Annotated in this window: 12 protein-coding genes and 2 pseudogenes; 10 read left to right on the forward strand and 4 right to left on the reverse strand. The window is 68.2% G+C overall.

Translation table 11 applies throughout. The annotated features are described in order from the left end of the window. A partial coding sequence (gene ltrA, locus IZR01_RS33035) for a group II intron reverse transcriptase/maturase (protein ID WP_194926149.1) occupies positions 1-894 on the reverse strand: 894 nt, incomplete at its 3' end. 1,419 nt (positions 895-2,313) lie between these two features. Between ltrA and IZR01_RS33040 the strand changes: the two genes are divergently transcribed. Genes IZR01_RS33040 through IZR01_RS33070 form a run of 7 tightly spaced genes read left to right on the forward strand, consistent with a single transcriptional unit; the run spans position 2,314 to position 18,137 of the window. Further along, on the forward strand, positions 2,314-8,010 hold the full coding sequence (locus IZR01_RS33040) for a type I polyketide synthase (protein ID WP_194926150.1): 5,697 nt from the start codon (positions 2,314-2,316) through the stop codon (positions 8,008-8,010). Next, the gene (locus IZR01_RS33045) at positions 8,007-9,404 is read left to right on the forward strand and encodes a condensation domain-containing protein (RefSeq protein WP_194895388.1); all 1,398 of its coding nucleotides are present in this window, start codon (positions 8,007-8,009) and stop codon (positions 9,402-9,404) included. The genes IZR01_RS33040 and IZR01_RS33045 overlap by 4 nt, the downstream gene beginning before the upstream one ends. A 38-nt stretch (positions 9,405-9,442) precedes the next feature. Further along, positions 9,443-10,489, forward strand: a complete 1,047-nt coding sequence (locus IZR01_RS33050; protein WP_194895389.1) for an ABC transporter ATP-binding protein — start codon at positions 9,443-9,445, stop codon at positions 10,487-10,489. After that, positions 10,473-11,321, forward strand: coding sequence for an ABC transporter permease (locus IZR01_RS33055; RefSeq protein WP_194895390.1), 849 nt, complete (start codon positions 10,473-10,475; stop codon positions 11,319-11,321). Before IZR01_RS33050 ends, IZR01_RS33055 begins: the two co-directional genes overlap by 17 nt. A 3-nt stretch (positions 11,322-11,324) precedes the next feature. Further along, complete coding sequence (locus IZR01_RS33060) at positions 11,325-12,146, forward strand: ABC transporter permease (protein ID WP_194895391.1); 822 nt, start codon at positions 11,325-11,327, stop codon at positions 12,144-12,146. Between the two features lie 24 nt (positions 12,147-12,170). Next, on the forward strand, positions 12,171-17,330 hold the full coding sequence (locus IZR01_RS33065) for a non-ribosomal peptide synthetase (RefSeq protein ID WP_194895392.1): 5,160 nt from the start codon (positions 12,171-12,173) through the stop codon (positions 17,328-17,330). Positions 17,331-17,342: 12 nt separating this feature from the next. Beyond that, positions 17,343-18,137 (forward strand): GNAT family N-acetyltransferase, encoded by a 795-nt coding sequence (locus IZR01_RS33070; RefSeq protein ID WP_194895393.1) that lies wholly within the window; start codon positions 17,343-17,345, stop codon positions 18,135-18,137. Between the two features lie 42 nt (positions 18,138-18,179). Here IZR01_RS33070 and IZR01_RS33075 read toward each other — a convergent pair whose 3' ends face one another. Both IZR01_RS33075 and IZR01_RS33080 read right to left on the reverse strand, forming a co-directional pair. Further along, complete coding sequence (locus IZR01_RS33075) at positions 18,180-19,406, reverse strand: PucR family transcriptional regulator (RefSeq protein ID WP_194895394.1); 1,227 nt, start codon at positions 19,404-19,406, stop codon at positions 18,180-18,182. A gap of 256 nt (positions 19,407-19,662) precedes the next feature. Further along, positions 19,663-20,085 (reverse strand): MerR family transcriptional regulator, encoded by a 423-nt coding sequence (locus IZR01_RS33080; RefSeq protein ID WP_194895395.1) that lies wholly within the window; start codon positions 20,083-20,085, stop codon positions 19,663-19,665. A gap of 94 nt (positions 20,086-20,179) precedes the next feature. Between IZR01_RS33080 and IZR01_RS33085 the strand changes: the two genes are divergently transcribed. The 3 genes and pseudogenes from IZR01_RS33085 to IZR01_RS52615 all read left to right on the forward strand — a co-directional run. Then, complete coding sequence (locus IZR01_RS33085; protein WP_194895396.1) at positions 20,180-20,839, forward strand: SDR family NAD(P)-dependent oxidoreductase; 660 nt, start codon at positions 20,180-20,182, stop codon at positions 20,837-20,839. A gap of 91 nt (positions 20,840-20,930) precedes the next feature. Then, positions 20,931-21,821: a DNA-3-methyladenine glycosylase family protein gene (locus IZR01_RS33090; protein WP_194895397.1), complete on the forward strand. Its 891-nt coding sequence runs from the start codon at positions 20,931-20,933 to the stop codon at positions 21,819-21,821. Positions 21,822-22,179: 358 nt separating this feature from the next. Continuing rightward, a pseudogene (locus IZR01_RS52615) lies at positions 22,180-24,210 on the forward strand (glycosyl hydrolase family 95 catalytic domain-containing protein); the annotation flags it as partial. 135 nt (positions 24,211-24,345) lie between these two features. Here the strand turns inward: IZR01_RS52615 and IZR01_RS54450 are convergent. Then, a pseudogene (locus IZR01_RS54450) lies at positions 24,346-24,473 on the reverse strand (dienelactone hydrolase family protein); the annotation flags it as partial.

Raw genomic sequence — 24,473 nt, forward strand, 5'->3', positions numbered from 1 at the left:
GAACGTGTATCCCAAGAACGTGAACTGCGCGTGCGGATGACCCCCATCAGGCCCACCCCCACCACCACGGTTGCTATCCCTGCAATACACAATCCTGGTCTTGCCTGGATGCAACTCCAGACCGACCCCAGCCATCCTGGACCGCAACCCGGCCAGGACCTGCTCCGCCTGCACCAACGTGCGGCAGTGGACCACACCATCGTCGGCATAGCGTTCAAACCGGCACCCCGGAAACTCCCGGGCCATCCAAGTATCGAACACATAGTGCAGAAACAGGTTCGCCAACACCGGAGACACCGCAGAACCCTGCGGAGTCCCCACACCACGATCAACCACCCCCCCGCCGGGCATGCGCAGACCAGCAGTCAGCCACCGCCGGACATACAACACCACCCAGCGGGCATCGGCATGGGCCTGCACACAAGCCACGATCTTGTCGTGCGGAACCGTGTCGAAGAACCGCCGGATATCGAACTCGACCACCCAGTCAAACCTCCAACACCGCTCCCGACACACCGCAACCGCATCCAGCGCCGAACGGCCAGGCCGGTAGCCGTAGGAATCCGGATGGAACACCGGCTCCACCCGGGCCGACAAATGCTCGGCCACCACGGTCTGAGCGACCCGATCACCCACAGTCGGCACGCCCAACGTTCTCGTGCCACCCCCGGCCTTCGGGATCGCCACAGCCTTCACCACCGGCGGGAAATACGTGCCCGAAGCCATCCGATTCCAGACCAGATAGAGGTTGTCCTCCAAGTCTTTCTCGAACGCCTCGATCGACACCCCGTCCACACCAGGCGCGCCTTTGTTCCCCCTCACCTTCGCCCACGCATCCCACACCTCCACCTTGGAGATGTCGAACGGCTTAGCCTGTGCTTTCACCTCGTCCATCAAGCCCCTCCCGGACCAGCGCCGGTTGAACCAAACACACCAGGCACGAACAACCCGGCCCCTTCGCTCCACCCCCATTACAGGAGCTTCACCACTACTACGAGCCGGTCCGCCAGCGCGCCGCGCAACAGTACTCTTCACACCACCTACGGCCATCCCATCCGGACCGTGATGCTCTCTCCCTATCGCCTGAGCCACTGACGCCCAAGCAGTATCGCGACACGCCTTCTCACGTTCCCCACGAAAGCCGCAGACCAGGCTCACGCCACCTGTACGCCGGACACCGCCTGGCCAATAACACCGCACCCGCCAAGCTCATCCCAGGATGGATCAAGGCACCCCGGTTCTGATGTCACCTAAGCATTTCGACGCCTCAGACAGTGATCGTCTTCCTGGTCCCCACCTGACGCATCACGTGCGCCTTTTCCTCATCGCTCACCACGACGGTCTTCACCCCAACGCAGCATGAGGCGGTTTGGAACCACCCCGGCAAGGACGGTCCCGAAGGGCCACAAAACCTTCATCTCCCGTGGAACACCACATCACGAAGCAACTACCTACACATCAGCTCCGATCCATGTTCGTGACACACTTGACCTTGACCTTGCTTGGGCTCTTGCCGTTGACCTTGCTTGGGCTCTTGATCTTGATTTAGACCCTGGTTCAGACCTGCTGGAGTTGAAGAGGCCTGAGGCGGGGCGGGGTCGTGAACGCGAAAACCGGCAGCCGACAAACACACCCACCACCCCGAACCCCGAACCGGCACAACCATAACCGAAGGCCGTAAAAAGCTTTCAAACCACAAACCAACCGCACCCGCCCCGCGGACTCCAGCCCCCAAAACATGCGATCCAACCCTGCGGGTCAGTGAGCGCCCACAACCCCTCCCCCAGCAGCCCGAACGCATTCTCGTAACGGCCGCACAGTTCAGCGTCCAGCTCGCCGAGCAGCGGCGGCAGCGGCCAGCGGCAGCCACCGCGAGATCTCCATCGCTTTCCGCAGGCGCGCGAAAGCATTCGCGACTCTCGACTCTCATAATCGCCTGAAGATGTACCGCCGCGTTCGCCATTTGTTTCCCCCGCGTGTCCGGAGGCCATACCCGCGCTCGATTTCGCGGAATCCTAGCCGTGCGGAACAAGTTGGCGGCGCGGATTTGGCCCGTCTGGACGAGGCGTGGGATGTGGCGCGGCGGATAGCCTTCAGCACGAAGCACGAAGCACGAAGCGTGAAGCCTGAAGCACGAAGCCTGAAGCGCTAAGCACACTTGCCGTGGCCCGGTTAGGCGCGCGGCTGCTCTTTTCCTTGCCGGTGATTCCGGCATGCGACTCGACTCCACCAATCCTGTCAGGTCACTGCGCCTGCGCGCCCATATTCTCCATGTCTCCTTCGCCGCCGCCACAGATTTGTACCAGGAGAGAAATGAGCAACGCACAGAAGTTCGCGATCGTCGGGCTCAATGGCCGGTTTCCCGGTGCCCGTGATGTGGAAGAGTACTGGTCCAACCTCAAATCGGGCGTGGAGAGTATCACCACGTGGTCGGCGGAGGAATTGGTCGAGGCGGGTGTGGATCCCGGGTGGGCCGACAATCCGGCGTATGTCAAGGCTCGGCCGAGCTTCGCTGATCTGGAGAAGTTCGATGCGCGCTTCTTCCGGTTCACGCCGCGTGAGGCAGAGGTCAGGGACCCGCAGCACCGGATGTTCCTGGAGTCGGCCTACAGTGCGCTGGAGGACGCCGGTTATGACCCGTTCTCCGTTCCGGGACGTGTTGGGGTCTTCGCCGGCAGCGCCCCGAACTTCTATGAGCAGCAGAACGTGCGGCATCACCGGGATCGGGTCCAGGCGGTGGGCCAGATGGCGGTGTCGATCGGGAACGGGACCGACTACATCGCGCCGACGGTCTCCTACAAGCTGGGCTTGAGTGGCCCGAGCGTCAATGTGGTCACCGCCTGTTCCTCTTCGCTGGTCGCCGTCCACTTGGCGTGCCGGGCTCTGATGAACGGCGAATGCGAGACTGCGGTCGCCGGCGGCGTCGAGGTCGAGTTGCCGGTCGTGTCCGGCTACTGGTGGATGGAAGGCGGGATCTACTCCAAGTCGGGCCACTGCCGGCCGTTCGACCATGAGGCCGACGGGACCATCTTCGGTACCGGTGTCGGCACGGTCGTTGTCCGCCGCTACGAGGACGCTGTGCGGGACCACGACCACATCTACGCCGTGATCCTGGGCTCGGCCGTCAACAACGACGCCGCCGACCGGGCGGGATTCACCGCGCCCAGCATCAGCGGGCAGCGCGCGCTGATGGAGGCCGCGTTCGATGACGCGGACGTCGACCCGGCGACCATCGGCTACGTCGAGGCGCACGGCACCGGGACGATCGTGGGCGACCCCATCGAGATCACCGCGCTCAGCGAGACCTTCGCCGCGCGCGGGGTGAGCGACGAGTCGCAGTGCCTGATCGGCTCGGTGAAGGGCAACATCGGGCACATGGGCCCGGCGGCCGGGGTCGCCGGGCTGATCAAGGCCGTGATGATGGTCCGCGAGGGTGTGGTGCCCCCGCTGGTGAACTTCACCGAGGCGAACCCGAAGATCCAGTTCGATCGCACGCCCTTCGCGGTCAACACCGAGCCGGCGCCCTGGCCGCAGCCCGCCGGCAAGCGGCGGGCCACCGTCAGCTCCTACGGCGTCGGCGGCACCAACGCCTTCGCCATCGTGGAGGAGCCGCCGAAGGCCTCGACCGGCGGCCGGGCCCGGACCTGGCAGGTGTTTCCGTTGTCCGCGCGGACCGAGAACGCGCTGGACGCCGCCGCGGCCAACCTGGGCGCGGCCTGCACACAGGCGGTGGGCCAGTGGAACGGCCGCAAACTCGCCAACGCCGCCTTCACCCTGGCCACCGGGCGCCCGCAGCTGCCGGTGCGCCGCGCCGTCGTCGCCTCCGACACCGGTGCCGCCGCCAAAGCACTGACCGGGTTCGACACCAAGAAGCTCGCCTCCGTGCACAGCGGTCAGGCCGGGAAGACCGAGACCCCGGTGGTCTTCGTCTTCCCCGGGCAGGGCTCGCAGCACATCGGCGCGGCGGCCGATCTGTATGGCACGGAGCAGGTCTTCACCGTCGAACTCGACCGGGTCGCAGCGCTCATCGAGAAGCACATCGGCATCGATCTGCGAGAAGCGATCCGCGACGAGAAGTCGGCCATCGACGTCAACCAGACGCAGATCGCCCAGCCGCTGCTCTTCGCCGTCGAGTACGCCCTCGCCCGGCTGTGGCTCTCCTGGGGCGTCACCCCCGCCGCGATGGTCGGCCACAGCGTCGGGGAATTCGTGGCCGCGACGCTGGCCGGCGTGTTCTCCCTGGAGGACGCCGCCCGGCTGGTCGCCGAACGAGGCCGCCTGGTGCAGGAGATGGAGCCCGGCCGGATGCTCGCGGTGATGGTCGCCGAGGACCAGTTGGGCGAGATGCCCGACGGCGTTTCCGTGGCCGCCACCAACGCACCGGAAGTCACCGTGGTCTCCGGGCCCCATGAGGCGATCGAGGCCTACGCCGCCCAGCTGGACGCCCTCGGCGTCGGCTTCCAAGCCCTCCACACCTCGCACGCGTTCCACTCCGCGATGATGGACCCCGCGGTGGCACCGCTCACCGAACTCGTGGCCCAGACCGAGCGCAACGCCCCGACCGTCCCCATCGTCTCCAACCTGACCGGCGACTACCTCACCGTCGAGCAGGCCGCCGATCCCGCGTACTGGGCCCAGCACCTCCGAAGCGCCGTCCGGTTCTCCGAATCCATCAGCAGACTGATAGAGGACGGACACTCCACGTTCCTGGAAGTCGGCCCCAGCCAGGCTCTCACCGCGCTGATCCGGCCCCGGATAGCGGCTACCGACGGCTGCGCCGTGCCCTCACTCCACCACGAGCGCCGCGTCGTCCCCGACGGCCGGGTGATGGCCTCGGCGTTGGCTGAGCTGTGGTGCCACGGCGTCTCAGTGGACTGGGCTGCCTTCTACGGCGACGAGACCCGCTGCAAGGTGACGCTGCCGACGTACCCGTTCGAACGGCAGACGTTCTGGCTGGAGCCCCCGACTGCCGCAGCGATATCCGGCACCGCGGCAGCGGCTCAGGCCCGCGTTCGTTCAACGGATCCCCTCCAGCTGTTCCGTCCTCATTGGGTGGAGAAGCACCGCACCGCGACGAACACCGGACCGGGAGCAGGAACGGGAACAGGAGCGGGAACGGGCCGCCGCTGGCTGTTGTTCGCATCGAACAATCCGCTCGTGGACCGCCTGATCAGCACACTGCGCCGGTCCGGCGAGACGGTCATGACCGTGAGCGTCGGCGAGGAGTTCACCGAGGCCGGACCGGGACGCTTCCTGATCCGCCCCGGCGAGAGGAGCGACCACGACCTGTTGCTGGAGCAGCTGAGCGACGAGGACCGCCTGCCGGACCGGGTGCTCCACACCTGGCTCCTGGACGCCCCCACCGGCCTCAGCGACCAGGCGGTGCAGAGCACGCAGGACCGCGGGTTCTTCAGCCTTCTGGGGCTCACGCAGGCGCTGGCCAAGCACGCCGAAGGGCGCGACGTCCACATAGACCTGATCTCCGCCGGGGCCTTCGACATCTCCGGCGAGGAGGAGATCGAAGCCGCGCGGACCACCGTTCAGGGCCTCGGCAACCTGATCCCCCAGGAGATCCCGCACCTCTCCTACCGCCACATCGACCTGCGGGCGGGCGCCGCGAAGAGCGGGCAGACCGGCGGGGAGGCCCTGCTGCGCGAGATCTTCGCCGACCCGGTCGATGACAAGGTCGCGCTGCGCGGACACAAGCGCTGGGTCTGGAGCTACGACCGGGTCGAGACGCGCTCCGTGACGGAGGTCCCCGCGGTCCTCCGGGAGCGCGGCGTCTACCTGATCACCGGCGGTCTCGGCGGCATCGGGTTGGCCGTGGCCGAGGATCTGGCGCGGCTGGCGGCGGCGCGGGTGGTGCTCACCTCGCGCAGCCCCTTCCCCGAGAGGTCGGAGTGGGACGGGATCGTGGCCGCGGCGCCGGACGACGACGTACTGGCCAAGCGGATCGCGGCGCTCCGCCGGATCGAGGCGATGGGCGGCCAGGCGATGGTCGTCCAGGCCGACACCGCTGACGAGGCCGCGATGCGCGCCGCCGTCGAGCGGGCCGAGGAGGAGTTCGGCCCGATCAACGGGGTGCTGCACTCCGCGGGTGTCCCGGCCGGCGGCATGATGGCGGTCAAGGCCCGGGCCGAGGCCGAGCGGATCATGGCGCCGAAGATCGGCGGCCTGCTCGCCCTGGACCGGATCTTCCAGGACCGCCTGGACTTCCTCGTGCTGTTCTCCTCGATCTCCTCGGTCGCCACCGACTTCGGCCTGTCGGACTACGCCGCCGCCAACGCGATGCTCGACGCCTACGCCCAAGCCCGGGCCGACGACGACACCCACGTGGTCTCGATCAACTGGGGCGCCTGGTCGGAAGTGGGTATGGCGGTCGACACCGCCGCGAGCGCCCCCGGAGCCTTCCGTTCCCTCCAGGCGAACGCCGCGGCGGCTGCGGGGGCCACAGCTCCGGCGGACAACGCTGCCGCCGCTGCCACCTCGGACACCGCCGTCACCACCGTCGACACCCCGCTTGTCAGCGGGCAGCTGTCGACCGAGAACGGCCGCCATGTCTTCACCGCCGAGATCGCGCCGCATTCCCACTGGGTCCTGAGCGAGCACCTGATCGGCGATCGGCAGGTGTGGCCGGGCGTGGCGCACGTCGAACTCGTGCGGGCGATCTACCAGGCGGCGGTCCCGGTTCCGGACGGCAAGGCGGTCGAGATCTGTGACGTGCTCTTCCAAGGCGTTCTGGAAGTCAGCGCGCCCCGCAAGCTCCGCGTGACGTTCGAACCGGCCAACCAGGCGGACGACGAGTACGAGTTCACCGTCTCGGCCAGCGCGATGCCGGGACGTCCCGACAGCTGGACAGTGTATGTCACCGGCCGGGTCCGTCTCGGCGAGGCCGTGGGCCGCACCGTCGACATCGACGAGCTCTGGGCGGCGAGTACAGAAGCGGACCCGTTCACCTTCGGCGTCGGCCTGGACTACGTCCCGGAGGCGGGCCTGGACTGGTGGGTGCGCTTCGGGTGGCACTGGTGGACGGTCCAGGAGCGGCGGACCACTCCGGGCACCACCATCGCGCGCCTGGCGCTCCCCCCAGAGTTCGTGGACGAGATCGGCTCCTACGTGCTGCATCCGTCCCTGCTGGACTGCGCCACCGCGCTGGCGGTCGATCTGCGCGGGCTGCTGAAGCCGGGGCAGGCGTTCCTTCCCTTCTCCTACGGGAAGCTCACCGTGCACGCGCCGCTGACGCCGCGGCTGTTCAGCGTGATCAAGCACATGAGCGACCCGGGCAGTGCGCTCCAGAGCTTCGACATCGACCTGGTCGACGAGGACGGACGGCTGCTGGCGGAGATCGCGGGGTTCTCGGTCCGGCTGCTCGCCGCCGACAAGCCGTTGGACACGACTCCCCAGACGACGGCGGCACCCGAGGCCGTCGCCATCTCGAAGCCCTCTGCGGAGCCCGCTACGGAGCCTGCCGCGGGCATCGACCCCGGGTCCGGGTTGCGGACCGAAGCCGGCTTGCAGGCGTTGCGGCAGATCCTGGCCGAACGCCTCGGACCGCAGATCGTCGTGCTGCACGAGGACCTCGACGCCAAGCTGGAGCGGGTCAAGGCGTTGACCGGCGACCGCTTGACACAGTCACAGGGTTCGATGACCTCGGTGTCGGGCGAGACCCGCAAGGCCCGCTCCGCCAAGTCCTCGAAGGACACGAAGGGCAAGCCGAGCGGCCACGACGCCGGATCCGTGATCGCGACCCTGCTCGACTTCTGGCGCGACACCCTCGGCGACGACGACCTCGGCGTCGATGACGACTTCTTCGACTCGGGCGGCAACTCGCTGGTCGCCGTCCAGCTGGGCGCGCGGATCCGGGCGTATTTCGACATCAAGCTGCCCATCGTCGTGCTCTTCGAACACCCGACGGTGGAACAGCTCGCCGTGGTGGTGGAGGCCCAGCTCAAGAACCGGCAGCAAGGGACCGACAACGCGGGGCAGGCCGCGTCCGCGAGCCGCGCATGAGCTCGGCACCAGGGGCAGCCGCAGCACAGCGGCTGCCCGCCGCGGGCCCCGCGCCCCGGTCACGTGCGGCCATCGCGCAGGAACGGTTCTGGTGGCTGGAGCAGACGAACCCGGCTGAGGCCAGTTTGCATCTGAGCGGATTGCTCCGGTTCCGCGGGACCGGGCTGACCGAGGAGCACGTGGCGGCGAACGTGGCCCAGATGGTCGCGGAGCAGCCGGCGCTTCGCACCGTTTTCGAGGAGGTCGACGGGGAACTCTGGCAGGTCGTGCTCCCCGATCTGCCCGACGTCGCAGAGCACTTCCACATCATCCATGTGGACTGCGCCGGCACCGACGACGACCGAATGGCCGCCCGGATGGCCGAAGCCGTCGAGATCGCCCGCCGGCTCGCGGACGACCCCTTCGATCTGCGTCGCGGACCGCTGTTCCGCATCGCGATGCTCGTGCTGGATCCCGACGAGTTCCTGTTGCTGGTGACCGCGCATCACCTCATCAGCGACGGCTTCTCGATCTCGCTCATGGGCCATGCGGCGACCATCGGCTCGCCCGGACCGGTTCAGGTGACATACCTGGACCATGCCGAGGCGCAGCGCGCCCAGGTGGCTGCCGGCGGCTACGAGCGAGAGCTGACGCACTGGAAGGAACTGCTCCGTGACGCTCCACCGATCACGACCTTCCCGCTGGACCACCCGCGGCCGGCCGTCTGGTCCCCGGTCGGGGCGAACCTCACCGACGCGGTCGATCCCGCGCTCGCCCAGCGGGTCCGGAGCCTGGCGACCCGCCAGCGACGCTCCCCCGGCGCGGTCCTGGTCGCGTGCTACCTGATCGTGCTCGCCGGCTGGAGCGGCCAGCGGGACCTGATCACGGCCACCAGCACGCTGGGACGCTCCGTCGAGGGCACTGCCGGCGTCGTCGGGCTGTTCCGTAACTTCGCCCCGCTGCGCTGGACGGATACCGGCGCGTGGCGGTTCACCGATCTGATGGAACACGCTCAACGCTCGTTGTATGACGCCTCGGACCACAGCGAACTGCCGGTGGCCGCGCTCGTCGCAGAGCTCGAACCCGACCCGGCTCCGGACCGCTCTCCCCTGTTCCAGACCCTCGTCAATCTGCTGCTGGTCGAGGACGTCGACTACTGCCTGCCACCGCCGGCCCGGATGACCGGCTGCTCCCTGGACATGATGCTGCACATCGAGGAGTGGCTTGGCACGTACTACCTGACCTGGCTGTATCCGACGACCTTGCTGGAGCCCGACTCGGTCGCCACGTTCAACGCCTCATTCCACACCGTGCTCCGGCAGGCCGTGGCCACGCCGCAGATCTCCACCGAACAACTGGTGGACCTGGTCCGGGAAGCAGCGCGCGTTCGAGACCGGGAGGTTCAGCGGTCATGACAGAACCGGGCCGGACCGGTGTCCTCGACGGTCAACAGGTGAGTTCCGCTCCTCACCGCGAGTCGATGCTGGCGATAAGCGACGTGGCCAAGGACTACCTCCGCGGACGCCGCACCCTTGTGCAGCGCCTGCGCGGGGCGCCCGATGAGCGAGCGGTCGTGCACGCCGTGGACGAGGTCAGCCTCGCGGTCGACCGCGGTGAGGTCGTGGGGATGCTGGGACCGAACGGCGCCGGCAAGTCGACCCTGGTCAAGATCATCGCCACCTTGCTCGTCCCGAGCCGTGGATCCGTGCGGGTGTGTGATGTCGACGTGTTGGCGCACCCTCGCCAGGCACGTCGTCATCTCGGGGTGATGCTGGCCGGAGACCGCGGTGTGTATTGGAAGCTCACGGGCCGCGAGAACCTGGAGTATTTCGCCGCTCTGCACTTCGTGCCTTCCGGCCAGATCCGGCGCCGGGTGGGCGAGGCGCTGGAGGAGGTGCGGCTCACCGGCAGTGCGGACGAGTACGTCGAGCGCTACTCGACCGGGATGCGGCAGCGCCTGAACCTGGCCAGGGCCCTGATCCACGAACCCGAGGTCCTGCTGCTCGACGAGCCGACCTCCGGCCTGGATCCGGTGTCCGGCGCCGAGTTCCGCCGGATCGTGCGCGGCCTGCGCCAGCGCGGCGCCGCCGTGCTCATCGCCACCCACGACCTGGCCGAGGCCGAGGACCTGTGCGACCGGATCGCGGTGCTGGACCGGGGCCGGATCGCCTTTCAGGGCAGTGTGGACGAGGCCAAGACGCTGGTTCCCGGTTCCAGCGTGCTGACCTTGGAAGTCGAGGGTGCGGACCTGGACACGGCCGAGGTGGCCGCATGGCTCTCGGCACATTTCCGAGTGGGTCTGGTCGAACGGCACGAGCGCAGCGTTCGAGCTCGGCTCTATTGCGAGTCGACGTCCGACCTCATGGCGGAGTTGCCCGGAAAGCTGCACGCCGCCGGTCTGCGGGCGATACGCACTGAGGCCGGTCGGGTCTCCCTGACTGACGTGTTCTTCTCCATCACCGATCGGCGTGCGGGGGGCGGGCATGGGCATCCGCAGTGATCTCCCCCTGCACGCGTGGGCGCTGGTGGCCGCGGCGAAACGCGAATGGCGCGTGGCACGACGCTATCCGGACGTGTTCATCGGCGCCGTCGCGTGGCCGGTCGTCACCCCGGTCGTGTTCGTCTTCCAAGCCCGTGCCTCTATGGGCCACGGAACACCGCACCGTTCCGGCCAGACGATCCCGACGGACAGCGTGCATCTGGCGGTCTTCCTCTATCTCGGCTGGCTGGTCGCCTCTTGGCTGGCACTGCTGCTCACTGAATCCAGCGCGTCGTTGAGCGGGCAGCGTGTCCAGGGCTCGCTGGAGACCACGCTGCTGTCGCCCGCCACAAGGCTGACGCTCCTGTTCGGTCTCGCACCGGTATTGCTGGTCACCGGAGCCCTGTCGTATATAGCAGTCCTGCTCGCTTTGGTGCTGGGGTTCGGCGCGCACATAGCGCTGTCCTCCGCCCTCGCCGGCGGGCTGGTGATCCTGCTGGCCGGGCCCACGCTCGCGGCGATCGCCGCCGCGGCCGGCACCACCACGTTGTTCATGCGCCGATCGGGCGGTCTGGTGGACATAGCGCGCGCCCTGTCCGTGACCTTCTGCGGCTTCACGGCGCCCCTGGCCATCATGCCGACCTGGGCGGCGAAGATCGGCCGGCTGCTGCCGCCGACCTGGACCGTCGACACCCTGCGGGACACCATCTTCGGCGGCCCTTCCAAGACCGACTGGCCGCGACTGTCGTTGCTTCTGATCGGGACCTTCCTAGTCATCAGTGCCCTGTCACTGGCGGCGTTCGCGGCGGGCGAGCAGCGCGGCCGCCGATCCGGCACCCTCGGTGGAGTGTGACCCATGGTGAGTCGCGTTGTTCTTCTCAGCCTGCGCAAGGACTTCCGGAACGTAGTGGGAAGCCCGATAGCAGTCCTCAACATGACCGCCCTCAACCCGCTCTACCGGCTCATCCTGCCCAGCTATCTGCTAGCCACTGCTTTCCTCTACCACGGACGCGCCGTCGGCCTGGCACAGTCTACCGGTTCAGTGGACTTCCAGGGATTCATCTTCGTCGGCGCGTTCATGAACATCCTCATGGTCGGGGCGATCATCGGCACTTCGGCGGTGATCGGATTCGAACGCGGATCCGGCACCCTCGAACAGGCGTGGACGACGCCGAGCAGCCGGGTCGCCACCGCTGTGCCGTTCGCGGTCTCGGCGCTGGCGTTGTCGGCGATCGGCGCGTTCACCTGTCTGCTGCTCGGTGTGGCCGCGTTCGGCGTGCGGCTGAGGTGGACCACGGTGTTCGCGATTCCAGCGGTCCTCATCGGCGTCGCGGGAATGGTCGGTGTCTGCTATCTGGTGATGGCCCTGCTGCTGAGAATGGGCCAGGCCCGCGCGGTTCTGGACGGCGGCGGGTTCTTCCTGGGACTGCTGTCCGGCAACATCTTCCCGGTCACCGTGCTGCCGGGGCCGTTGCGGGTGATCTCCAGCGCCCTACCCAGTACCTACGCCATCGACCTGTTGCGACACTTCGCTCTCGGAAGCTGGCCGCTGCTGTCCGTGCGCTGGGAGTACCCGCTGGAAGCCGTGTGTTCGGCGGGGCTGCTCGGTCTCGGCGTGTTCGCCTTCGTGCGGGCCGAGCGCTTCGTCTCGACCACCGGCCGACTCGGCCAGTTCTGAATGATCTGAATGAAAGGACCCGGAGTGGACGACACCACCGCCGGCCCGGTCCTGGTCGGCCCGATCATGGTCGGCGCGGCCCTGGTCAGCCCGGCCCTGGTCGGCGCGGACAGGGATCTGCGCGTGCCGGACGGGATCGTGGGGCTCGTCGGTGAGACGGCGCGCCGACACCCCGACCTGATCGCCTGTCAGGGCCATGGCACCACCTACACCTACGCGTCATTGATGACCGCTGTGGACCGGCTGGCCTCCTGGCTGTGCACGATGACCGAGCCCGGCGCGACGGTGGCCCTTCACCTACCGCGCAGCACCGCGCTCCCTGTGGTCATGCTGGCCTGCCTACGGACCCGGCGTGCCTTCCTTCCCCTCGACCCCACCGCACCGAGTCTGCGGCTGGCGGGAATGCTCGAAGACGCCCGGCCCGCGCTGCTGGTCGTCGAGGACGGCCGGCAGGTGGATGCCCTCCCTAAGCCGTTGCGATCCGTGCCGCATATCGCTCTGAACGAAGCCCTAGACCAGGCCCTAGACGAAGCTCTCAACGAGGCGCAAGCACCTTCCGCGCCGACCGTCGACTACAGTCCCGCGGCCACGGCGTACATCCTGTTCACCAGCGGATCCAGCGGTCGCCCGAAGGGGGTCGCGGTTTCGCATCTCGCGCTGCTCAATCGGCTGATGTGGGGGCAGGGCTACTTCGGGTTCGGCCCGTCCGACGTCATCTTGCAGAAGACCCCGTACACCTTCGACGTCAGCCTGCCGGAGATCCTCGGCCCGCTGCTGGCCGGGGCGAAGACCCACTATCTCGCACCCTCGGCGCACCTGGAGCCCGCCGCCGTGGTGGAGGCCATCAATACCTCGGATGCCACCTACGCACACTTCGTCCCCACGATGCTGGAGCAGTTCCTGCAAGACCCTGATGCCCGAACCTGCCAGTCGCTGCGGCACGTGGGATGCACCGGCGAACCATTGACGCCGCCGCTCATCCGTCGCTTCGGCCGGACTCTCAGCGGCGCGCGGCTGCACAATCTCTACGGCCCCACAGAGGCCACGGTCGAGGTCACCGCGTGGCAGGCGCCGACCCCCATGGACACGTGCCAGCGCTCGTTCGTCGGTACCCCGGTGAGCAACACGGCGCTGTACCTGCTCGACGACCAGCGTGTGCCAGTGCCGGCGGGCGAGGTCGGCGAGCTCTATGTGGCCGGCGCACAAGTCGCAGAGGGCTACGTCAACCGCCCGGACCTCACGAGTGAAGCCTTCGTCACGTTGCCCGACGGGATCCGGGGCTACCGGACCGGCGACTTGATGCGCCTGGTAGACGGTCAGCTCGAATATCTCGGCCGCCGCGACGACCAGGTGAAGGTGAAGGGAGTCCGGATAGAGCCAGCCGAGGTCGAGACCGTGCTCGCTGCGCATCCCTCCGTATGGGGCGCGGCGGTGTTGGCCCGCGGTGAAGGCGCAGCCACGGAGCTCATCGCCGTCGTTGCCACAGGCACTGCGGAACTCGGCAGCGCGACTACCGATGACTTGCGCAACGATTTGCGCGAAGTCCCGCAGCCCATGGCTTCGGCTCTCCGCGAACACCTCACGGAACATCTGCCGGCGGTATATATGCCCACTGTCTTGCTCGGGATATCGAAGCTGCCGACCGGCCCGGCGGGCAAGACCGACCGTGCTCGCCTCAAGACCTTGGTCGAAGCCCATCTCGTGGAAACGACCGCCGATTCCGGCAACGACTTCGAGCGGATCGCTGCGGAATGGCGACGTGTCGCGACGGCTGCCCCGGCGAACGGCGATCCCGCGGACGTCGGCTTCCTCGATCTCGGCGGTTCCAGCGCCGGTGCCGTTCAGTTGGCCGCCGCGTATCACCGGATCAGCGGACGGCGGATTCCGTTGGCTTGGTTGCTCGCGGACAACATCTCGCTCAACGGCCTTCGCGATCGGCTCTCGACCGGCGACGGGCTCTCGACCGGCGACGGGCCCTCGACCAGCCAGCACACTACGGCGTCGGAACCCGCGACGGCACTGAGCCGCACCCCGGCCCTTCCCGAGCAGCGTCGGCTCTGGCTGCTTGAGCAAGTGCGAGGATCCATAGCCGCGTACAACGTGGTGAGCGTGATCGAAACCGACGCGCGTCTGGACCTCGACCGGCTCCGATCAGCGGTGGCCGCAGTCGTGAGCCATCACGACGCGTTGCACACTCATCTAGTTCAAAACACCGATGGCTCTCTCGATCAAGTCGTCCACACGCCGGCCCCTGCGCACATCGAGTACAGCGAAGTCGCCCACGACGACTACCAGCGCTCAACGGACGCCGCCGTCGCGCGCCTCCAGTGGCACGACCAGCCCACCACCAAACCGGGACCGCTCCGCCTGGCCGTGATCGCGCACCGGGATCAACCCCGCACCACGATGGTCGTCTCGGTCAGTCACGCGTTCTTCGACGCTCAGTCGGGTGCTCTCTTCTGGCGCGACCTCGCTTCTGTCTACGAAGGGACGGCTCTGACGTCGATACCCGGCGGATACCGAACCGCCGTCGCGGCGCGCGCTCACGACTACCCGTCGGTGCGAGAACAGCGGCTCGACTTCTGGCGGACGCACCTGGCAGACGTGAACCCGTACCTGCGGTTGCCCTTCGAGCTCGATCGTCCGGCTACCGCAAGCCTGCGCGGCAACACGGTGCGGCGCTACCTGGCGCGCCCCGATGTCGTGCGACTCACCGATATCGCCTCCGGCCTCGGTATCCGACTCGGCCCGCTCCTCCTGGCCGCGTACGCGGGTGTGCTGGCCAGCTGGAGCGGTGATGACGAACTCGTCGTCGGCATGCCGGTGGACGATCGCAGAACCATGCTGGAAGCCGAGACCATCGGGTTCTTCGTCACCACGATGCCGGTGCGCCTGCCCAGTGCGCCCGGCCGCACGTTCGCCGAACTCGCCCGAGCCGTGCAGCGGGTGGTCGACGACGGTATCCGCCACTCCGGGGTGGCTTTCGACGATGTCGTGAAGCACTGCGCCCCGGCGCGCGAGCCCGGGCGGAACCCCTTGTTCCAGGTGTGGTTCAACGACATGTCCGCCTACGGAACCACCGGGCCACGGTTCGGCACCGGAGCCAGTCGCGTCCTGCCGCCGCCGAACCCGCCGGCGCTCTTCGACGTCGGGCTCTACAGCCACACCGATGCCGACGGCGGCTTGCTGATCGACATGGTGTGCGGGGCCGATCTGCTGGACCGGGCAGTCCCCGATCTGCTCGCCGAAGCGCTGAAGCACGTGATCGAGAGATTCTGCGCGCAGCCCGACGGTACGTTGCACGACCTGCTGCCGAGCGCCCAGCCCGAAAAGCCGGCACCGACGTTCGCGCGACAGACCCGGCAGCCCGCCCCGGCCGGCCTCGGCGAGGCGGTTGACCGGTTCCGGCAGGCCGTCACCGCGCGTTATGAGGCGCCGGCCCTCACGGCTGACGGCACTACGGTCACCTACGGCGAACTCGCCGCGTACGTGCGCAAGACCGTCGATCTGATCGCCTCCGTCGCGGACGACGGCAGCCCATTGGCCATCATGGGAACCCGCTCGGCGGCGCTGGCCGTCACGATTCTGGCCGCCTGGCAGACCGGGCCGCGCTTCGTACTGCTGGACGCCCGCATGCCGCCCGGCTACCTCGAACAGTCCCTGAACGCCAGCGAAGCCGAGAACCTCCTGTATTGCGACGACGGATACGTTCCCCGTCTGGTCAGGCGCAGGATGCCATCCCGCATAGATCTGGCACTGGAACTAAGTCTGAATGTCGCACCGCTGGAAGAAGCCGATCATTACCTGGCCACGTCCGGCACCACCGGAGTCCCCCGGCTCGCCGCCGTCGACGGCTCCGCGTTCACCAGGGCCCTGTTCGACTACGCCGCTGAGCTGAATCTCAGCGCGGACGACCGATTCCTCACGTTGGCCGGCGCCGGCCACGACCCGATCTTCCGAGATCTGATACTCCCCCTGTTGCTCGGCGCCCGGACGCACATTCCGCCGAGCTCAGTGGACAGCGATCCGCGCGAGCTGCTGGACGCGTTGCGCGACGCGGACCCGACCGTCTTGCACCTCACGCCTTACAAGGCCGGGATCGTCCTGGCCGCGGCGCGGTCCGCGGGCGAGGTCCTCCCGCGAGTCCGCGCGGTGCTCAGCGGTGGCGGACCGCTCACCTGGGAGCTGGTGGAGGCCCTGCGCCGCACGTTCCCCAATGCGGAGATCCTCAACGGCTACGGCGTCACCGAGGTCCCGCAGCTGGCCTCCCTACGCCGACACGTCGAAGCGGCGCGATCCACGGGATCACCGGAGCCGAGCCGCGAGCAGGTTCCCATCGGAACCGGATTCGGCAGTTGCCGGCTTGAGGTACGCCGGGGCGAGTACACCGCGGCTCCAGGGCAAATCGGAGAGATCCACATCCTCACCCATTCCACGTCCTCCTCCACATCCTCCCCATCCTCGACGCCGCCAGTCCGCCATCGAAGCGGCGACCTCGGCCGGGTCGGCCTGGACGGCGGAGTGCTGTGGGCCGGACGCGCCGATCGCCAGATCTCGATCGCCGGGCATCGCGCGGAACCGGCCGAGGTCGAGCACGCGCTGCGCCGTGACGAGTTGGTCGCCGACGCCCTCGTCGTCCTTCCCGGCAATACCGCTGTGGACGTCCCGCTTCTGCGCGCCTATGTCGTCCCCGTGCAAGAACCCTGGCAGCTGACCGCACGCCACGAGGCGGCGATTCGCAGCCGTCTGCGTGGCCAGTTGCCCGCCTGGCTGGTCCCGGCCAGCGTCGAATTCGTCCGCGAGATCCGCCTCAACCCCAACGGCAAGCCCGATCCCGTCGCCACCGCGCGAACAGCGCTGACCACGTCGATAGCCGCGAAGCCGCCGCACGGACCGGCGACGTCCATGGCGCGGCGGCTGCGCCGTGCGGTCGCCGAGGTGTTGCCCGGAGAGCCGGAGATCGAGCTCGACGCGAACTTCTTCGACGCCGGTCTGGACTCCTTCGCCTTGCTGCGCCTGTGCACCGTGCTGCGTGCCGACGGGTTCCCGGACCTGGACCTCACCGATCTGTTCCGGTGGCCCAACATCGGCCAGCTCGCTGACGCACTGACCCGGCAAGGCGACGCACCGGCCCGGCAAAAGGACGCACTGACCCGGCACAGCGCGGACCGCTCCGCGCCCTGATCAGCGAAAGGCATGACCATGCACCAGCCAGGGCCTCCCGCCACGATCGAATCAACCGATGAGCTGCGTGACCGGCTCGCGCACAGCGCTTACATCCAGTATCAGGTCCCGCCCGGTCTGAAGGGCGCCCGAGCGGGACATATCTGGACAGCGGCGAACGCCACGGCCACCACGGTCACGGGCGATCCGCTGTTGATCCTCGGCGACGCCCAGGACGCGGTCGATCTCCTCCTCACCCTCTTGGACCTCTGGCCGACGACCCTCACCATCCGGCCGAAGGTGGTCACCCTGCCGAGGGACGCGCATCTTCTGCTCCCGGCCGAGCTGGCAGCGGAGCATGTCAACCACTGGGCCTACCGCTGGCTCACCGCCGAGCCAGCTCTGGCGACGGAAGAAGATCGAGTGCTGGAGTTGCGGGAAGCGGATACCCGCCTGCGGGACTTCCTGCGGGCACACAATCCGACCTATGACATAGCCCCCGGATCGCTAGGCGTCGTCCGCTGGGCCGGGATCGAAGACGACGAAGGGGATCTCGTCGCCTGCGGCGCCCACGAACGCACGGAATTCACGGGCCTGCCGTATCTCGGATCGATCACCACGGCCAGTTCGCATCGAGGGGCGGGCCTGGGAACCGCGGTGACCGCATGGCTCAGCCGACGTGCCGTCACCGAGTCAGGCGTCTGCACGCTCTCGCACCGCTCCGACAACACCACTGCCTCCAGGCTCTACTCACGACTCGGCTACCAGCTGGACGACGACTACACCACGTTCAACCTGAACACCTCTCAATGGGACGAGGCTCGATAGGGGGCAGGGGCTCAGCCACCATCGGGTATCAGGCAATCGGTATCAGCGGAGGTCGAAGCCGGCCGTTGAGAGGTACTTGTGAACGCGTACGGCGAGCAAGAGCGTCGCCGACTGCTCACCTCCGCACGCCGCCAGGTCAAGGTACGGGCGCAGTTCGCTGAGCCGGTACTTGACCGTGCTTTTATGAACGTTCAAAGCCAACGCGACGTCGTTGAGGCAACCGCCGTGCGTTAAGTACGCATCAACCGTAGGTAGCGCCCAGCCACGGTCCATGACCGAGGACAGCGGTGCCAGTGCGGCGGCGACGAAACGACGAGCCCTGTCCGGCTCCGCAAGCATCGCGATCAGCGGAGCCATGCTGTAGTGGTCGAAGACCGGACGGATGGCGGTCTGACCGGTGATGCCGAGTCCGACCCGCAACGCGTCAAGCGCCTCGACGTAGCTCTGGCGCGTCTGGCTCGCGTTCTCCGCGACATACCCCAGCCCGATGCCCACTACCTGGTCCGAGGGCAACGCCGCGAGACTGCGCACCAGCTTGTCCCGCCCCCGGTCCGGCAATTCGAGCGCGGCGACGACACTGCGGTGCCGTACGGTCCAGGACAGCGCCCCCGCGCGGTTCACTATCGACCTGCCGACTTCCTCCAAGTCGGCGAAGGGCGCACTGCTTCGCACTTCAGCGACCACCACGCAGTGCCGCACCGCAAAGGTGTCAACGCCCCGGTGATGCTCGGCCAGCGTTCCGGCCAGCACCGATTCGAACAGCTGGGATCGGTACTGCTGCTCCATGACCCGACCGTCTCGACCAGCCTGGCCGGCGTAGGCCGCGGCCACCTCGGTGCTGATGCGGTCGGCGAACTCCAGCACGGAAGCCGCCGCCATGGACACCAGGTCGTGTTCGCTGGCCGTGCCCGTGTCGGCGAGCGCCTCCGTCACCTCCCGCCAGAACACTTGGACCCCGAGCCGATACGCGCGGAGCACTGCCTCCTTCCCGAACCCCTGCACCGCCCGGCGCCTGGCCCCCTCGATCAGGGGCACGAAGTCCTCGTCGTGCAGCTGCCCGGTCCGGATCGCGTTCAGGCAACACCGGACCGTCGCCACCGACACCTCGAGTACATCGCCGAGCAACAAATCATCGTTGATCTCCCGATACTCACTGATTTCCGCCTGGTAGGCGCGGACCATCGCCGCCGCGAGCGTGTCGACCCGCACACGCAGCAGAGCTGCGCCGTCGTCACGCTGTCTGATCACGCTTGGGTTAGCGAGACTCATCTTCTTCCCTAGCTTGAGATGACCGCGGCTCGGTGGCCGCACAAGCCGCCGAACGGCAGCAGAGCTATGGAAAGTAAGATCTCTTACACGCCCTGCTACCGCCCAGGCCCTATGCTCGTGCCGAGCCCGGCGCCGCGACACGGCCTAAATCACCACGCGGTGCCGCGCGCCGGCTGGGTCTGGATGTCATCGGCCGCGGCCACCGCGATGGGACATCCGCAGCGATGAACGGCCTCCGCATGCTCGCGTGCTCGCATCAGGCGCGATCGGCGGGTGAGCCCTCGCGGGTGTTGTGCAGCGCGGCGTGGCGAACGGGGTCGGTCAGTTCAGGTGGCGCGGCGGCCAAGAGGCCGTCGATCGCTTGCTTCGAGCGTTCCAGACGCGCGATGGACGCTGTCTGCCGATCCTGTTCCCCAGCCAGATGGCTGAGCATCTCCGTGCAGGTCGGCACCAGTCGGCCGGCGCGGTAGTCGGTGCACGGCAGCACGATGCGGATGGTCTCGGTGTTCAGTCCCGCCGCGAGCAGCGCACGGATGGTCTCGACGCGCGGCACGTCGGAGTCCTCGAAGGTGCGGTGGCCGGCCCCGGTGCGACCGGGCGTGAGCAGCCCTCGTTCCTCGTAGTAGCGCAGCAGCCGCTGGGGGACCCCGGTACGGTCCGCGAATTCCCCGATCTGCATCTGTCTGTGCCCTCCGTCACATCGGCTTGCCCTTCACATGGATGTCAGGCCCTACCGTCGTGCCACCAACACGAAGTGAGATGAGGAGATTCCCATGACGGGAGCAGTCATTATCGGTGCCGGGCCAGGTCTCGGGATCGCGGTGGCGCGCCGGTTCGCGCGGGAGGACGCGCCGGTCGCACTGATCGCACGCGGTCCCCGGGTCCTGGACCTGGCCGACTCGATGGAGCGTGAGGGTCTCAAGGCCCTGCCGTTGCAGGCTGACAGCACCGACGCGCCGGCCTTGCGTGCGGCCCTCGACGCCGCGGTGGCCGCGCACGGCGTCCCCGAAGTGCTCGTCTACAACGCGGCGATCATCCAACAGGACCGTCCCGGCGAACTGGACCCAGAACGCCATCAGCAGGCGTGGTCGGTGAACGTGCTCGGCGCTCTGCAGAGCGCGGCTCACATCGCGCCCGCGATGGCACAGCAGGGCCACGGCACGATTCTGCTGACCGGCGGCATGCCCCGGCCCGACGCCCGATACACGAGCCTGTCGCTGGGCAAGGCGGGAATCCGTGCCCTGACCGACCTGCTCGACGAGGAATACGGGCCGGCCGGCATCCACGTCGCGACCGTCACCGTCGACTGCCACATGGTCCCCGGCACGGATTCCGATCCCGATCTGGTCGCCGAGCACTACTGGACCCTGCATCGCCAGCCACGCGGGGCTTGGCGACGGGAGATCGTGCACGTCGGCTCGACACCGGTGTAAGCCGCTTGGTGGCCCGAAGTGCGTACTGGTCAGCGAAGGGTTACGTTCGGCGAGGAGGAGCGCTGACCCGCCAAATGCTAGGGAGTGGCCCATGAGCACCTTTACCCTCACCGCCAAGGGCCCGTTCTCGCTGGCCTCCAGCCTTGCCTTCCTCGAAGGCTTCACCCCGGCTTCCTACCAGCCCGGGTCCGAACCGGCACTGAAGTTGGCGTTCCCGATCGAAGGGAGTTGGCAGACGGTCGGAGTCCGAGTGCGTGAACACGCAGGCGGAGTGCGGGGCGAGATTCTCAGCCCACTGTCACCGGACAAGAAGCTGACCGAGGCGGTCCGTGCACAGGTGGCCCGGATTCTCTCGCTGGACGTCGACGGCTCCGGATTCCCGGACGTGGGCCGGCGCGACAAGGTCGTCGCGGAACTTCAGCAGCGCTATCCCGGTCTGCGCCCGGTCTGCTTCTACTCGCCGTATGAGGCCGCGGCGTGGGCGATCATCGGGCACCGCATCCGGATGCGACAGGCCGCCGCGATCAAGGCACGCATGGCAGAGCAACTCGGTGAACCGGTCTCCTTCGGCGACGACACCGTGCACGCCTTCCCGGCCCCGCAGCGCCTGGCCGAGCTCCAGGAGTTCCCCGGCCTGTCCGGCCGCAAGCCCGAATGGCTGCGCGCTCTTGCCCACGGCGCGATCGAACGCCGGCTCGACGCCGCCAGACTCCGCGCGCTCCCGGCCGAACAGGCCCTGGCCGCCCTGAAGGAACTACCGGGGATCGGGGACTTCTCCGCCGAACTGGTCTTGTTGCGGGGCGCGGGCGACCCGGACAGCGTCCCGCACCACGAGCCGAGACTCGCCCGCGCCGTGGCCGTCGCCTACGACCTGCCCGATACGCCTTCAGACGGCGAACTCGAGCAGCTCAGCGAGAACTGGCGGCCGTATCGCACCTGGGTCTGCCTGCTCCTGCGCGCGCGTCTGGAGGACGAAACCTGAGGGCCCGGCGTCCTCGGATGTATTGACGGAGATCGGACCACCTCCTACGCTCCCACCACACGTGGCCGCTTGTTGAAGGTCCGAGATCTCGTCGAAACATTCGATGTATCGCTGAAGCGTCTGGAGACGGCGGATGCCCGAGTTCCACAACCCCTCACGTCGATCGCTTCTTCGCGGTGCCGCGGCCGTGGGTACCCTGCTGGCGGCGCCGGGGCTGTCCGCGGGTGCCGCACGCGCGAGCGCGTACGCCGCGGCAGACACGTCGGGCGCGTCAGGCGCGTCGGCCGCGACCACCCCGATCCCCGCCGGTCAGGCCACGACGATCTGGTACACATCGCCCGGCAGCGCGTCGTCGATGATGGCCACGGCCCTGCCGGTGGGCAACGGCCGTCTCGGTGCGCTGTTCACCGGCGATCCGGGCAGCGAGGTGTACAACGTCACCGACGCGACATGCTGGGCCGGCGGGCCGAACGCCGACCCGGGGTCGAACGGCTTCCCCTATGACTCCTCGGGCTTCGGCACCCAGCAGATGCTGGCCCAGGCCACCTTGGACATCCCGGCCCACAGCATGTCGGCGGTCAGCGGCTACCAGCGGCAGCTGGACCTGAGCAACGGCTACGCCTCCACGACCTACACCTTCGACGGCGTGAACTACCGCCGCGACGTGTGGGCCAGCCACCCCGACGACGTCATCGTCATCCACCTCAGCCAGTCCGGCGGCGGCTCCTACACCGGGAGCCTGACGCTGACCGGCACCCGCTCGGAGTCCACGTCCTCGAACTCCTCGGCGGCCACGGTTTCATTCACCGGGGCGCTGGCCAACGGACTGAAGTACGCCGCGCAAGTCCAGGGGTCCGCAGCGTCCGGCGGTTCGGTCGGCGCCTCGGGCTCGGGCTCCGGCTCGGCGGTGACGTTCACCGGCTGCTCGGACGTGCTGCTGGTGATCAGCGGCGGAACGAACTACTCACCGGCCGTCTCAGGGTTCATCGACCCCGCCATCGTCCCGGCGACCGTGGCGGCCGACCAGGCGGCGCGCGCCACCGGACTCGGCACAGCCGCGCTGTTCTCCCACCACCTGGCCGACTATCAGGCGCTGTCGCAGGCGATGACGATCAACCTGGGCACCTCGACCGCCGCCCAGCGCGCGCTGCCCACCGACCAGCGCCTGGCCGCGGCCCACAGCTCCGGCGCCGACCCGGAGCTGCACGCGGCGTTCGTCCAGTTCGGCCGCTACCTGATGATCAGCGGCTCGCGGACCGGGCTGCCGATCAACCTGCAAGGGCCGTGGCAGGACACGAACTCCCCGGCGTGGATGAGCGACTACCACACCGACATCAATATCCAGATGAACTACTGGCTGCCGGACCGCACCGGACTGCCGTCCTGCTTCGCGCCGTTCGCCGACTACTGCGTCAGCCAGCAGCCGTCCTGGGCCCAGCACACCCAGGCCCACTTCAACGACGCCAGCAACGGGGCGTACCGCAACTCCTCCGGCCAGATCGCCGGCTGGACGGTGGCCGTCTCCACCAACCCGTTCGGCGGTCTGGGCTGGGACTGGAGCCCGCCAGGCGGCGCCTGGCTGTGCAACGAGCTGTTCGACCACTACCTCTACACCCAGGACGCGGGCTACCTCGCCTCGATCTACCCGCTGCTGATGAGCGCCTGCCAGTTCTGGCAGGCCCGGCTGATCACCACCACCGACGCGGACGGCAACACGGTCCTGGTCGACGACAACGACTGGTCGCCCGAACACGGCCCCGCCAACCAGATCGGCATCACCTACGCCCAGGAACTGGTCTGGCAGCTGTTCGCCAACTACCGGCAGGCCGCATCCGTCCTGGGCCGCGATTCCGGCTTCGCCGCGACCGTCGCCGGTCTCCAGAACCGGCTCTACCTCCCGCAGGTCAGCACCGTCACCGGCTGGCTGGAGGAATGGATGACGCCGGACAACCTCGACACCGGGGACATCCAGCACCGGCACCTGTCACCGCTGATCGGACTGTTCCCGGGCGACCGCATCACCGCCGACCAGTCCCCGGCGGCCCTGCTGACCGGCGTCACCAACCTGCTGACCGCCCGCGGCATGACCAGCTTCGGCTGGGGCGTCGCCTGGCGCGCGGCCTGCTGGGCCCGGCTGAGGAACGCCGCTAACGCCTACCAGTGCTTCGTCAACGGACTGACCCCGTCGACCAACGGCTCCACCGGCACGGCCGGCAACCTCCTGGACATCTACAGCGGCGACACCTTCCAGATCGACGCCAACCTGGGCCTGCCCTCAGCGGCGGTCGAAATGCTCGTCTACTCCCGACCCGGCCTGCTGCAACTGCTCCCGGCGCTACCGTCGGCCTGGTCGGCGTCCGGCGCCGTCACCGGCATCGGCGTGCGCGGCGGGTTCACCGTCGACTTCGCCTGGAGCGCCGGACAAGTCACCGCCGGCGCGCTGCACAACATCGGCCCGGCCCCGGCAACGATCACCGTCGCCTACGGCGCCTCCAGCCAACAGATCACCCTGGCCGCCGGCGCATCCGCCGATGCAGTAGCCGGTCACCGCGACCGGTCCGGCGCCGACCTCGGGCTGAGCGGTGAGGAAGCTGAGATAGGCCTCGGCGTCCATCAGGACGCGTTCGTTGGTGTGCGCCGCGATCATGGGCA

The sequence above is a fragment of the Catenulispora pinisilvae genome, from assembly GCF_015356865.1.
Classification (GTDB): domain Bacteria; phylum Actinomycetota; class Actinomycetes; order Streptomycetales; family Catenulisporaceae; genus Catenulispora; species Catenulispora pinisilvae.